Origin of the sequence: Spirillospora sp. CA-108201, assembly GCF_050936235.1 — a bacterium.
Taxonomy (GTDB): Bacteria; Actinomycetota; Actinomycetes; order Streptosporangiales; family Streptosporangiaceae; genus Spirillospora.
On record NZ_JBNJNE010000001.1, the window covers coordinates 4,300,655 to 4,313,364 of the forward strand.

Consider the following 12,710-nt stretch of genomic DNA (forward strand, 5'->3'; position numbering starts at 1 on the left):
ATCCCGGTAACGGTCCAACGGCCTGACGGCGTTGCCGGTCGCCACGAACACGGCACGGTCACCCTTGCCCGGTCCTCGGACCGGGCCGTCCGCATGAAGCGTGCGGGCGAGCGACAACAACCGAAATAGGGAGGGTTGACGTATGTCATACCCGATCAGGCGGCTCCTCGCGGAGTCCCAGGGCCAGCGGATGCCCGAGCTTCCGCAGGTCCTCCGGCCGGTGGAGATGCCGGCGGGCAAGAACCTCGCCGGCCTGCGGCGCGAGGTCGGCGGACCGCGCCGGCCGCTGCGGGGCGCCTCGCAAGAGGCGTGCCTTCGGCTGCAGGCCGTCGTGGACGGACTCGACCTGCACGGCATGTTCGCCAAGCAGGAGGCCGTCATCGACACCGCCACCGGTCCGGACGGTCTCGCCTACGCGGGGTACCGCAACGGCGAGGAGACGGACCACTGGTGGATCGGAGGCGACCTGGACCACGCGTTCGGGGGCCCCGCCCCCGAGGTCATCACGCTCCTCGTGGGCGCCGGCAACCTGCGCGGCAGGCGCCGTCCGGTCGCACGGACGGAGAAGGCCGAGTTCCCGCTGGACCTGCTGGCCTCCGAACGGTTCCTGAGCAGGATGAACGAGCCCGTCTCGTCCATCAGCTTCGGAGCCAGGGGCCACCGTCTCGGGACGCAGGAGTCGATCTGGCTCCTCGCCGGCAGTGTGGCGAAGCTGGTTCGCGCCCTGCCCGGCGACGGGCCCAAGGTGCGAGTCCTGTTCCGCGTCCCCGCCGAGGAGCACTGGCTTCCGCTGCTCCCCGCGCTGCAAGAGAACCTCGTCTCACCCGAACAGTGCGCCATCTGGTTCGAGAGGACGGGGCGAGACCGCACTCTCCTCTTGCGGCAGTTCACCCGGATCCTCGACCGGATGCTGGGCGAGGACGGGGACCGTGTGACGGTGCTCGCCTGCGACGCGCTTCACTACGTCGGGAACCGGCTCGAAGCAGCCGTCGCCCGGGGTGAGAAGCCGATGGTGTCCGACCTCCACGACGAGCTGCGCGAGAGGGACGGGCTCTGGAAGTTCGTCCTGTACTCGCACGTCCAGGAGAGGGTCAGCCGCGAACTCGCCGCCGAGTGGCGGTTCGCACTGGAGGACCTTCCCCGTCTGGACGGCCTCGCCGGGCTCGTCAACGCGACCGACGTCGTCAAGCTGCTGAGGTACGGCAGCGACGGCCCGGTCATCGTGGTCGACGATGCGGGCGCCGCGCGGCGCATGCTCGGCCTGGCCGAGCGCTTCGCGCAGCACCACCCGGGCGGAACCGCTCGGATGGCGGGGATCGGACCGCTGGGCAAGATCCTCGGCGGGTCGTCGGGACCGTGCGGTCCCTTCGGCCTGTTCCGGGGAGACGCCAGTCACCTGGTCGTTCTCGACCCCGACGACCCCTCCGGGGGCAAGCGGGTGCCGAGCGGCGACCTGTTCGAGGAGCTCTACTTCGTGCGGTGACCGCATCGGAGTGAGCTTGATCCCGGTGCCCCGGTGGGGGCGGCTTCGCGCCGCCCCCACCGGGGCACTTTTGCGTGTCCGCGCGTATCGCCTTCCCCGGCGCCGCGGTTGCCGTTTCCCCTCCGCTTCGCACGGTCGTCACTGCCTACCGAGTCCTCGGGACCGGAAGATCCCGCCACAACCCACATAGGGAGACGAACATGTCTGCAACCCGTTCCTGCAGGACTCGCAACGCCGCAGTCCTGTTCACCCCGCTCAGCTGGCTCATCGTCCTCGCGACCGCCTTCGGCGTCTCGGCGGCGCTGGCCAAGGGAAGCACGAACAACTTCACCGGAATGTTCACGGCCGCGCTCGACATCACCGCCGTGTTCTTCCTGATGGCCCTGCGCTGCCCGTGGTTCCGCAAGACGGCGGGCGTCCGACGGGCCGGACTCGCCGCGAGTTGGACGGTGTTCCGCAGGGAGATCATCCAGTTCGCGATCTGCGCCATCACCGGCACCCTGATGGCGCTCTTCACCATCGACCTGAGCCTCTACCTGATCCTGGCCAGGTCGGCGGAGAACCAGGGCTTCGACGCGCTGGGCGGCCTCTTCCTCTTCGGAACGGCCATCGGCCTCTACGTCCTGGCCGAGAGGGCGTTCCAGTCCATGCGGAAGAAGACGAAGAACGGCGCCTCCTGCCACTACGTGCAGGGCATGGTGCTCGCGAGCATGCTCGTCGTCGTCATCAGCCTGGTGGCCCTGTTCCTCATGTCCCTGTTCACGGCCCTGGCCTGGTACTTCGCTGTCCCCTGCGTCATCGCGGGGGTCACCCTGTTCGTCGCCGCGCTGCTCACGCTCGACGTGATCTCCACGGCGAAGAACTGACCGAACGCGCTGCGAGGCGCACCCAACGAACCCAGGCGGGGAGGAGCCATCCTCCCCGCCATCTTCGTTTCTCCGGCCCCGCCTCACGACTTCACGTCGTTCACCTGAGGATTCACGGCGCCCGCCTCATTGCATTCTTCGTGCCTCTCGGCACTGTCTTCTCCAACTGGCTCTCGAAGTCAGTCGCTGTCCTGGCCGCGTGCGGCCGGGATGTATCCGAGGTTCCGAGGAACCGACGATGCGTCCTGGCCTCCCGGTCATGGACGCATGGCGGTTCCTCGGAACCACCACCTGTGCTCCGGCTAGGCCGGGGCGCCACGCAAAAGGGGTCCCTCATGTCAGGGGAAGCAGTATCCCGCAGCCTCCGTCTGGTAGGCGGCGGGCTGATCGTGCTCGAACTCACGATCCAGCAGGCAGGGTTCGCGGTGAGCAGTCGCATCGACTCGCTGGCCGCGGCGCTGTGGATGGCCATCTTCGGAAGCCTGCTGCTCTTCGGGTACGTACGCGCCAAGGGAAGTCTCGGTGTCAGTGAGTTCGGCGCCGCGATGTGGCGGCCGATCGTCCGCACCGCCTTCTCGAACAGCGTGATCGCGGTGGCCTACGTCATCGCGGTCGACAAGCTCGGTCTCGGCGTGACCGCCGCGATCGTGGCGCTCGGCCCGCTGTCCGTCGGGCTGTGGGGCATCTTCAAGATGCTCAAGGACGAGGAGCACCCGCGCCGGGTCTGGGCCAGGGAGCAGCTCGCGCTGCGAGCTGCTGCCTTCGTCGGCGTCGCGATGGTCAACCAGCCGTGGAAGTGGCTGGAGGACTTCAGCGCCGACACGCTCATCGGCCTGGTCGCCGCCGTCGCGTCGGCGGCATGCTTCTGGAACTACATCACGTGCGTCTTCGGCAAGATGGACGAGACGAAGACCAAGGGAGGACTGGCCGTCGCCAACCTCCTGTCGGTCCCCCTCACCGTCTTCGCCGTCTGGCTCACCGGGATGTTCATGGGCGGCGGCCTGGAGGTGGCGCTCTCCACGGAGGTCGTCGTCACCGGGCTCGTGGCCGGTGTGCTCGCGCTCACCGTCCCCGCCCTGCTGCAAGACCTCGCCACCGGCAAGGTGAGCGACCGCGTGACGGGCGTCCTGTACCTCCTGGACTCCCCGATCGCTGCGGGCCTCGGTGCCGCGGGCGTGTTCTTCGGACTCCTGTCCGAGAACCAGGCCTCCGACATCTGGGTCTGGAGCGGGATCGCGATGGTGGTCCTGGCGGCGCTGCGCGTCACGCTGAAGGGCGATCAGCCCGCCAGCGAGGCGCCCGGCGCCTGATGCGGCCGGCGGCCGTCTGACGGCCGCCGACCCACCCCTGAGGCGGGAACGGAGCACTGCTCCGTTCCCGCCTCTTCCTGTGTGCCCTGACCGCCAATCCGTTTGTTACTTCGGTTACACAGGCGTCATATCGATTTTCCCTTGCCGATCCGCTTTCGATCGACACAGTCAACTATGCGTGGCTCACCCACGTGAGTGGTTTCCGAGCCGCGCCGTCCGGACTCAGTCCCGGGCGCAGAACAACCCAAAGGAGGTGTGCCATATGGCACGCCCGGTTTCTGGCGGTCTCATCCGCTGGACAACAGAGTCGGACCCCGACGGGCCCGACTCGTCCCGCATCACCCCTGTCCTGTTCCAGGGACAGGAGCCCTTCCGGGTCACGCCGGACTGGCTGTGGTCGCCCTATGCGTTGAATGGTGCCTTCGAGGACCTGGACTTCGGCAAGGGCAAGGCCACGAACAGGGCGCGCACCAAGGTCGCGGACCTGGTGAGGGGTCTTCGGCTGTCGGCGGATCCGCGAACCGTCGTGGACGAGAGCGTCGTCTACGAGCTCCGGGTCGCATCGGGCGGCAACCGGTACGTGCAAGGTGCCTACCCCGCGCTCAACCTCGGCGGGGCCTCCGAGCACGTGCTCATCGCCGGCGAACCGGGGAAGGCTCTGGCCGACAGGCCGGAGACCGTGTCCATCGTCCTGGGCGTCTGCAACGGCTCCAACCGGGCCACCATCTCGACCGACCGCGAGGGCCGACGGACTGCGTTCCAGTTCGGCTCGCACGGCGCGGCCGGGAGCACGCCCGAGTTCATCACCTCGGCCGGCTTCGTCCGGTCGCTCTCCTTCTACGAGGAGAACCTCGCGCGCCTGTCGGCGGTGTTCGCCGGGAACGTGATGGTCCACTCCCCGGAGAGCATCCGGTACTCGGTCGTGGTCGATGTGCCGTGGCGGGGCTACTGGCTGTACATGTACCCGGAGCTGCAGCAGGAGCAGACCTCCGCCCGCGCCTACAACCGGTGGCGTGAGGAGGTCACCCGGCGATCCCGTCTCCTGACGGACCGCACCACGGAACTCCTTCGGGAGGTCCTCGGCGAGCGGTTCGGCCGGACGGACATCATCTACCGGGACGAGTTCGAACCGCTCGACGAGATCCTCGCGGACATGGGGCCGGGACGCGTCCCGGGCATCCAGGTCCTCGTGGACACGCTGCGGAACTCCGGCGAGCTCTGGAACCTGATCCTGGATCCGGAAGTCCGGAGCCTCGTGAAGGGCAGGGACAACAAGCCGATCGCTCCGGAGGTCCACACGGTTCAGGAGCTGTGCCGGGCCTCCTACGTGGTGGCGGTGCTCCGGCGGATGCTCGAAGGCACCGTCATGTCGGTCAACGACTACGTGGAGATGCCCATCGAGCAGTCCGTGCAGCCGTGGACCGAGGTCCTCGTCAAGCACGGCAAGCTCGGGTTCCGCGGCACGTCGTTCGCCGTCTACCCCTTCTCGCATTTCGTTCCCCTCGAAGAGGGGGCGATCCTGTACCACAGGGACCCGGGACGGATCGTGACGGTCAACGACCGGCACGGCATCTCGGGCTTCGACCACGGAGAGTGGGCCGACCCGGTCGACCTGCTCCCGAGGAGCTACGTGTGGTAGCCGCCTAGCGGCCGCCGAAGGGAACCACCGTCTCCGGCGGAACGGCCACGGCCGTTCCGCCGGTGACACCCACGCTTCCTCCAGCCGGAGGAAGTGAGCACACCGGTGCCCCGGTGGGAGCGGCTGACGCCGTTCCCACCGGGGCTCCTTTGCGTTCCGGGAAACAGATCTGCCCAGGGCAAGCCGCCATAGCAGGTTGCCGGAACGCTCGGAACCCGTACGGTCAATTCTGCGTGGCTCAGCCGCGTGAGCGGTTCCCGAAGCCGCGCCGTCCCGGATCGACCGGGGCGAGGACAAACAAAAGGAGTGATCGCGTGTTGCGCGAAAACCAGAAACTGGGGTGGCGGACGCTGTCGCGTCCGGGTGCCCTTCCCCTCATCTCCCCCGTGGAGGTGCCGGCGGACCAGCGGCAGCCGTTCGAGTTCGCCCCCGGGCGGACGCTCGTGACGGGTCTGCAGGACCTGTCGCGAAAGCCGTACGGGAAGCCGGCGCGCTCGATGCAGGCCAAGGCCGACCGCTGGCTGACCTGGATGGAGGCGCAGGCCCTCGCCGCGGACGCCGCCATCTGCCACCACCTGGGAAACGAGGTCCGGGTCTTCACCGAGATCTCCCAGCGTGGCCGGGTCGGGTACTGGGCGCTCGCCGGTGAACTGCCCAAGCGGCAGGTCGGCACCGACAAGCGCGCCGAGCCCGAGACCATCCCGCTGTCCGAGATCGACAAGGTCGTGATCAAGTCCGGGCCGTGCCTGGTCAGTGGGCGGGGTCTCACCCTGCACACCGCCGACGGGCCGTTCGAGCTGGTCCTCAGCAAGGCCACGACCGACGAACTGGCCTCCGACGTCCACGGCTTCGAGTGGACGCAGGGACCGACGGTGTACGAGATCGAGAGCACCGCACGCCAGGCCAGTGCGATCGGCCTGATCGTTCTCAGCCTCCTGTCCGCCAACCCCGGGCTGGAGATCGAGATCGTGCTCAACATCCCGAACACCGGGTACGACCTGTACTTCCTGCCGGGAGCGCGGAAGGGGCACATCCCGAACGGGCTGTACCTCGACCTGATCTCCCTGTGGGACGGTCGGACCAGCCTCGTCGAGGGCCTGTTCCGCGAGAACCTCGTCAACGTGCTCCGCGGTGAGACCACCCCGGAGCAGCGGGCCCGCCTCAAGGTCCTGCCGTATGAGGAGGACCTCGACATCGTCCGGGAACTGCTCCGCGAGGAGCTGGAGTCCGGGCGTCGCGCTCCGGCGCTGGAGACGCTGTTCGACCAGCAGATCCGGCACGGGGACGAGACCTGGCGGGCGATGGGGAGCACCGGTCGCCCGAGGGACGTGCACTCCGGCGCGAGCTGGGGTTACGTGCACGCCGTCCTCAAGCACTCGATGTCCAAGGACCCGGCCGGCGAGCGTGTGCTGCTGATCGGGGTCGAGAACGCGAGTGAGGGGCGGATCAAGGCCGAGGCCGACAAGATGGCCACGGCCATCGTCGGCGGCGGCTCGGAGCTGAGCGCCGCCTACCCGGAGCTGACCTTCGACAACGTGACGATCCACCCGTACGAGGGGATCCACGCGGAGACGGAGGGCGACCCCGGGTCGGGCGCGAGGCTCACCGCGCTGTACTACAACGACCCCGGAATGATCGGGGTCCTGCCCGACGGGCAGCAGGTCTACATCCCGGATCTGCTGGCCAAGTGACACCCGATGACCGTGCGCAAGTGACGGTCGACGGGTAAGCACACCGGTGCCCCGGTGGGACGGCTCACGCCGTTCCCACCGGGGCATCTCTTCTTTCCGACAGGACTTCCGAATTTCAGAAGAAAAGCGCCCCACGTCGTCGACGTGGGGCGCCTTCTCGGTCGGCGTCCGGGGCCCGCCTGCCTAGCCGCCGTCCAGGCGCATTTCGGGTGGTCCGGCGGTGGAATGGCCAGATTGGGCTGGCGTCCGAGGAGCCGCTTGTCGAAGCCTTCGTCGCCGGGGAAGCCCTCGGCGTCTTCGGCCCAGATGAGCTGGCGGTACTCGGGCAGTTCACCGCAGTAGAACGCACGGGCGGTGCGCAGCAGCGGCGAGCCGTGCCAGCTCTCGTGGACCTTGACCGTCTTCACCTTCCGGGACGTCAGCTCGATGTCGACCTCGCCCAGTCTCGGCAGGCCGTGCCCCATCGCGTTGACGGCCGCCCGGAGTGCGTCGCGGCTCTCCGGACGGGGAAGGCCGCAGATCACGAACTCCGGATGGGCGAAGTTGTGCCATTGGCCCACCGTGCAGAAGGCCCGCCGGCCGTCTTCGACGATCGCCCAGCGGCGCGAGATCACCAGGCCGACGACGACGTCGACTTCCGGATCGCCCGCCCGTGTCTCGCGGTGGATCAGACAGTTGCATAATGCCCGAACAGGTCCGGTCATTAGCAGAACCCCCTTCTGGTTTGTAGTGACCTACTGGAAACCGTCCGGGCGGAGGCGCCGCCGACCACGCGGGCCCGCGTGCGGGACGACGCCGGCCGGGCGGCGCACGCGGCGGCGCGAAGCGACGAGCCGCCGGGCGCGAACCACGGACGGTCGGGATGGAGGACCGATGAATGGGATGCCATGAGGAATGACGAGCCGGACTACTACGAGCTCCTCGGCGTGGAGCGGACCGCGGAACCGGAGGAGATCACGCGGGCGTACCGCAAGGCGATGCGCGCGGTGCATCCCGACGCCAGCGGCACCTCCGGGCTGTTCCGGCTGGTCAAGACGGCGTACGACACGCTGAAGGACCCGGCGTCACGGGCCGCCTACGACGCTCGCAGCCGGACGGTCCCGCCCGAACCGCCCCGCCCCCGGCCGGAGCCCGAACCGGCCCCCGATCCGGGGCCGCGGCCGGGGACGGACAGCGGGGGGCGACAACAGGGCGCGAGCACCGGCGGCACCTCCGGCGCGTCGCGGCCCGGCCCCTCCGGTCCCTCCGGCGCGTCCCGGCCCGGTCCTTCCTTCACCAAACCGCAGGCCCCCGGACCCGCGGCGGTCCCGCGCGTCCGCCCCCGGTTCGGCTCCCACTGGATCCGCGTGGCGGCCGTCGCCGTCTGGACGGTGGTGTTCCTGGTGGCGGTGTACGCGCTGTGGCCCTCCGGGCTCCCGGTCGGGTTCCTCCTCCTGCTGGTCCTCCCGCTGGTCGCCCTGCCGCTCGTCGCCCTGGAGCCCACGCTGCGGTCCCTGTCCTGGCTCTGGGCCGTGTGCGTGCTGACGTTCGCCGGGGGCGTCGCGCTCGCCGCGTCCGAGGCCGACGGCGGCGGCTTCTGGACGCTGTGCGGCGCGCTGGCGGGACTCACGGCGGGGGGCGCGGGTCTGGCCGCGGTGCCGCACCTCGTCCGGGAGGGCCGCGCGCTGGACCGGCTGATCGACCCCGAGTCGCTCGGCTACCAGATCTTCAACGTGCCGGGGGCGGGGCTCGACGGCGACCTCGCGCGCCAGGTGGTGGCGAAGGAGAGCGCCGCCGGGCTGGAGAGGCTCGCGCAGCTCGACGGGGTCCGGATCGTGCACTCGCTCACGGCGCCCGAGCCGTCCGGGCAGGGCCTGCACTATGTCGAGCACGTCGTCATGCGGGGCGGGCGGCTCGCCGTCGTCATGGCACGCCGCTGGCCCGCCGGGACCTACGCCTGGACGGGCAAGGGCGCCATCACCACGGTCGGGCGCCCGTTCCCCGGCGGCGACACCGGCATCGGCGCCGCGGTGAAGGAGATCCGCAAGGTGGTGCCGCGCGGTGTGCGGGTGCGCGGGTTCGTCGCCGTCATTCCGGAGGATCCCGTGCGGTCGCCCTGGGTGAAGTTCCCGGAGCCCGAGTACGGCGACCTGCACGCCGGTGACCTCACGCAGGTCCGCGAGCGGATCGCGGCCTGGCTCGGGGAGAGCGACCCGGTCGTGGACCGGCGCGTGCTCGCCGCGCTGCTGCCCCACCTCCGCCACCCCTGAGCGGACCGGCCGGCACGGCCGAGCGCGCCGGTCAGCACATCGGAGCGCGTCCCCCGCCGGCGCAGAGCGCGGCGACGGCCTCCGACACCGTGTCGACCGGCACGATCCGCAGGCCGGTGCCCTCGGCCGCCGCGACCGCCGCGGAACGCTGCCAGACGGGCACGAAGAACACGTCCATGCGCGCCTTCACCGCCGCGCGCACCTTCTCGGGGATGTCGCCGACGGCGGTCACGTTCCCGCTGAGACCGATCCCGCCGGTTCCGGCGACGCGGCGCCCGCCGGTCAGGTCGCCCGGGGTGAGCGCGTCGAGGCGCGCCAGCGCCAGGACGAGTCCGGCCGACGGTCCCTCGACGGGGCCGAGCGGGTAGGCGGTGAGCGAGACGGTGGGACCGGCCTCCGTACCGGCGAGGCCGCCGACGGGCAGCCGCCGGACCTCGGCGCTCCCCCACGCGTCGGCGGACGTGCGCGGGACGACGAGCACGTGCACGGTCGCGTGCCCGGCGACCGCCGTCTCCAGGTCGGCCGGCGCGCGCAGCGGGGTCAGGGCGTCGGCCGCCGCGCCCGCCGCGAGAAGCACGTCGCCGGGGCGCAGGCCGCTGCCGCGGGCCGGTCCGCCGAGGGCGCTCACCTGGAGACCGGCGGCGCTCACCGGCGCCCGCCCCGCGGCGAGCTGGGCGGCGACCAGCGCGGCGTGCGTCTGCGCGGTGCTCATGGCGTCGCCGCCCGGCGCCCGGCCCGCGCCGCCCTTCCCGCCCCCGCCGTCCCGGATCAGGCGTTCTCCCGTGAGCCGGGCCTTTCCCCACTGGAACCAGTTGCCGCGCTGGACGCGGGCCGTCATGACCGACCAGGACCCGCCCTCGGGGTGGCCGACCTGGATCGCCGGCCCGGGACCGACGCGGTTGTACGGCGAGCCCCTCATCCCGAAGACGGCCAGGATGACGGCGGCCGCGACCACGCCGTACAGCAATCGGCGCCCCACCGGCACCCCGCTCTGCTCGCTGCCCCTCCGGATGGCCGTCGCACCCCCGATATCATGGCGCCATGGCGCGGATCCTGGTCGTAGATGATGATGCGCGTCTCGTGAAGCTCGTGTCGGGTCTGCTGCGCAAGCGCCATTACCAGGTGGAGTCGGTGGCCAACGGCGAACTGGCCCGGCTGGCGCTGCGCCGCGGGGACATCGACCTCGCACTGCTGGACATCAACCTCCCCGACATCGACGGGCTGTCCCTGATCGACCAGTTGCGCGACCAGGGGAACACCACGCCGATCATCCTGCTGACCGCCCGCTCCGAGCCGCACGAGCAGGCGCTCGGGCTGCGGCTCGGCGCGGACGACTACGTCGTCAAGCCCTTCCATCCGGAGGTGCTGATCGCCCGGATCCAGGCGCTGCTGCGGCGCAGCGCGGGGAGCATCGCCCGGCACGCCGGCGAGACCCGCGGCGATCTGCTCGACATCCCGCCGGTGCGGGTCGACTTCACCGCCCGGCAGGTGTTCAGGGAGGGCGAGGAGGTGCGCCTGGCCCCCATGGAGTACGCCGTCCTGGAGTTCCTGGCGGTGAACCGCGGCCGGGCCGTCTCGAAGGAAGAGATCATGCTGCACGTGTGGGGCACCGACCGCGGCGTCTCCCGGACGCTGGCCGAGCACGTGTCCCGGCTGCGCCGCAAGCTCGGCGACGGCGTGATCGTGACCCGGACGGGTTTCGGGTACCTCATCCCGGCGGCTCCGGAGGATTCCGCAGCCACAGCTCGGTGACCAGGACGTTCTGCGCTTCGAGCCGGCACCACAGCTGGTCGCCGTCGGACTGCATGGTGGCCCGCCACCGGGCCAGCCCGAGCTGGTCGCCGACCCCGCTGGTCACGCGTGCCGGCCACGGCAGCCCGATCCGGGCCCGCATCGGCTCCAGATCCGAGCGGGTCAGGTGCCGGGCGACCGAGCGCACGGTGTGGACGGTGAAGTCGTCCTGCTCCCGCGCCGAGACCTGCTGGTGGGCGAGCACGCCCAGGAGGGCGGAGTGGGTCCGGACCGTGTCGGCCACGATCCGGTCCGCCTTCTCGCCGGGCGACCTCGCCTCCTCCAGGTCGGTGAGCAGCCGGGCGAGCCCGTCGATCGCCGAGCCGAGCAGCTTCGCGTCCTCGTCCCGGTTCCCGGTGGCCGTCTCGCCGAGCAGCCCCGCGGTGACCGAGGCGATGGTGAGCTCGCCCGCCATCCGGTGGGCGAAGCCCCGGGTGAACCTGTCATGCCACAGCTCCGGCGGCGTCTCCGCGTCGTGGCCGATGATCACGGCGGAGGCGGCGGTCAGCGGGATCGCGGTGAGCGACCCGCTGGTGAAGACCGACCGCCAGGTCAGCGCCTGGCCGGCCGCGACGAGCGTGTCCCGGTCAAGGGTCCCCCCGCCCGGACCGCTCAGATCCTCTACGCCGCAGGGCGGGACCCCCGCCCGGGCGTGCACGACCACCGGAACCACGGTGGACCCTCAGGCCTTCTCCGCGGCGGCCTTGTCGGCCACGAGCTGGTCGAGCGCCTCGCGCAGGTCGGTGCCGGTCTTGACGACCCGGACGTAGTGCCCGGTCAGCCGGCCGGCGAGCTGGGCGTTCAGGCCGCCCTCCCCGATGCCGCCGGAGAGCTGGTGCTCCTCGACGGCCACGATCGCGTTCCCGCGCTCGGCGAGCGCGTCGGTGACCTGCACCGGGTTCATCGCGTTGACCAGGAAGGCCGCCGGGTCCATGGCGTACTCGATGATCTCCAGGCGCTCCCTGCCGTAGCCGTGGTTCAGCAGGCTCTGCGCGCCCTTGAGCCGGCTCGCGCCGCGGCCGATACACGCGCCCCGCGCGTCGACCCCCGTGACGGTGGGCGCCACGGCGATCTTCGTCTTGGTCCCGGCGACCCGGGCGATGGCCTTGATGACGACCTTGCCGTTGAGCAGTTCGTCGACGAACCCCGCCAGCAGGCGTTCGACGAGCTCGGGCGCCGTGACCGAGAGCATGAGCCGCTCGGAGCCCGGCTCGGAGCCGGCGGTGACGCCGACGACCAGGGCGATGACCTTGCTGCCCGCCGCCAGTTCGGGCGGGGCGGCCCCCTCCGGGAGGTCGAAGGCGTCGGCGCGCGGCAGAAGTGCGTCGCGGGCCTCTCCGGTCGCGACGTCATAGACGGCGCAGCGGAACCCGTCCGGCCCGCTCGACTTGATGTGTGCGGTCACCGTCGTCCCGACGAGCGGGGACTCCAGACCGAGATCGCTGAGGATCGTTTGCACCGTCACTCTTCCTTTCGTCGGCAGACGAGGCCCGTGGCGTCGCCCGTTCCTACCGCAGCCTAAGCGCGCACCCCCTGACCTCTAGAGTCCGTGCGTTCCGCGATCCGCAACCCGACGCGGCGAACTGGTTCCGCGTTCCCTCGATCGGCACACCGCGTGTACACCAAACAACCATCAGCGCGGCAACATCAGATCTATGGAAGGTCAATTTTCTGTCAACGA

The 12,710-nt window shown here is 70.6% G+C and carries 11 protein-coding genes; 7 read left to right on the forward strand and 4 right to left on the reverse strand.

The genetic code is table 11. The features are described 5' to 3' along the window. Positions 1-142 precede the first annotated feature (142 nt). The 5 genes from ACQEU6_RS20885 (at position 143) to ACQEU6_RS20905 (ending at position 6,989) form a co-directional block, all read left to right on the forward strand. Positions 143-1,483, forward strand: a complete 1,341-nt coding sequence (locus tag ACQEU6_RS20885) for a hypothetical protein (RefSeq protein ID WP_499334172.1) — start codon at positions 143-145, stop codon at positions 1,481-1,483. A gap of 200 nt (positions 1,484-1,683) precedes the next feature. Further along, complete coding sequence (locus tag ACQEU6_RS20890) at positions 1,684-2,349, forward strand: hypothetical protein (RefSeq protein WP_499334174.1); 666 nt, start codon at positions 1,684-1,686, stop codon at positions 2,347-2,349. A gap of 335 nt (positions 2,350-2,684) precedes the next feature. Further along, on the forward strand, positions 2,685-3,659 hold the full coding sequence (locus ACQEU6_RS20895) for a DMT family transporter (protein ID WP_499334176.1): 975 nt from the start codon (positions 2,685-2,687) through the stop codon (positions 3,657-3,659). 262 nt (positions 3,660-3,921) lie between these two features. Continuing rightward, a complete protein-coding gene (locus ACQEU6_RS20900) occupies positions 3,922-5,298 on the forward strand; it encodes a hypothetical protein (RefSeq protein ID WP_499334178.1) in 1,377 nt (458 codons plus the stop codon). A gap of 314 nt (positions 5,299-5,612) precedes the next feature. Continuing rightward, the gene (locus ACQEU6_RS20905) at positions 5,613-6,989 is read left to right on the forward strand and encodes a hypothetical protein (protein ID WP_499334179.1); all 1,377 of its coding nucleotides are present in this window, start codon (positions 5,613-5,615) and stop codon (positions 6,987-6,989) included. Here ACQEU6_RS20905 and ACQEU6_RS20910 read toward each other — a convergent pair. Beyond that, positions 6,962-7,603: a DUF4262 domain-containing protein gene (locus ACQEU6_RS20910; RefSeq protein WP_499334181.1), complete on the reverse strand. Its 642-nt coding sequence runs from the start codon at positions 7,601-7,603 to the stop codon at positions 6,962-6,964. The two genes, ACQEU6_RS20905 and ACQEU6_RS20910, sit on opposite strands and share 28 nt — an antisense overlap. Before the next feature lie 273 nt (positions 7,604-7,876). Between ACQEU6_RS20910 and ACQEU6_RS20915 the strand changes: the two genes are divergently transcribed. Next, positions 7,877-9,238, forward strand: a complete 1,362-nt coding sequence (locus tag ACQEU6_RS20915; protein WP_499334183.1) for a J domain-containing protein — start codon at positions 7,877-7,879, stop codon at positions 9,236-9,238. A 31-nt stretch (positions 9,239-9,269) separates the two neighbouring features. Here the strand turns inward: ACQEU6_RS20915 and ACQEU6_RS20920 are convergent, their stop codons facing one another. Further along, entirely contained in the window at positions 9,270-10,217 is a 948-nt protein-coding gene (locus ACQEU6_RS20920) for a S16 family serine protease (protein ID WP_499334184.1), read from the reverse strand. A 62-nt stretch (positions 10,218-10,279) separates the two neighbouring features. On the opposite strand from ACQEU6_RS20920, the gene ACQEU6_RS20925 reads away from it, so the two are divergent. Next, on the forward strand, positions 10,280-10,990 hold the full coding sequence (locus ACQEU6_RS20925) for a response regulator transcription factor (protein ID WP_499334185.1): 711 nt from the start codon (positions 10,280-10,282) through the stop codon (positions 10,988-10,990). Here the strand turns inward: ACQEU6_RS20925 and ACQEU6_RS20930 are convergent. Continuing rightward, positions 10,947-11,693: a hypothetical protein gene (locus tag ACQEU6_RS20930; RefSeq protein ID WP_499334186.1), complete on the reverse strand. Its 747-nt coding sequence runs from the start codon at positions 11,691-11,693 to the stop codon at positions 10,947-10,949. The two genes, ACQEU6_RS20925 and ACQEU6_RS20930, sit on opposite strands and share 44 nt — an antisense overlap. Before the next feature lie 18 nt (positions 11,694-11,711). Then, positions 11,712-12,494 carry a hypothetical protein gene (locus ACQEU6_RS20935; protein WP_499334188.1) on the reverse strand — a complete coding sequence of 261 codons (783 nt, stop codon included), beginning with the start codon at positions 12,492-12,494 and terminating at the stop codon, positions 11,712-11,714. Positions 12,495-12,710: the final 216 nt, after the last annotated feature.

Bases quoted from the DNA above. Each gene is read 5' to 3' on its own strand.
- ACQEU6_RS20925 (WP_499334185.1), top strand. From the start codon at position 10,280: ATGGCGCGGATCCTGGTCGTAGATGATGATGCGCGTCTCGTGAAGCTC.
- ACQEU6_RS20890 (WP_499334174.1), top strand. From the start codon at position 1,684: ATGTCTGCAACCCGTTCCTGCAGGACTCGCAACGCCGCAGTCCTGTTC.
- ACQEU6_RS20915 (WP_499334183.1), top strand. From the start codon at position 7,877: ATGAGGAATGACGAGCCGGACTACTACGAGCTCCTCGGCGTGGAGCGG.
- ACQEU6_RS20885 (WP_499334172.1), top strand. From the start codon at position 143: ATGTCATACCCGATCAGGCGGCTCCTCGCGGAGTCCCAGGGCCAGCGG.
- ACQEU6_RS20895 (WP_499334176.1), top strand. From the start codon at position 2,685: ATGTCAGGGGAAGCAGTATCCCGCAGCCTCCGTCTGGTAGGCGGCGGG.
- ACQEU6_RS20900 (WP_499334178.1), top strand. From the start codon at position 3,922: ATGGCACGCCCGGTTTCTGGCGGTCTCATCCGCTGGACAACAGAGTCG.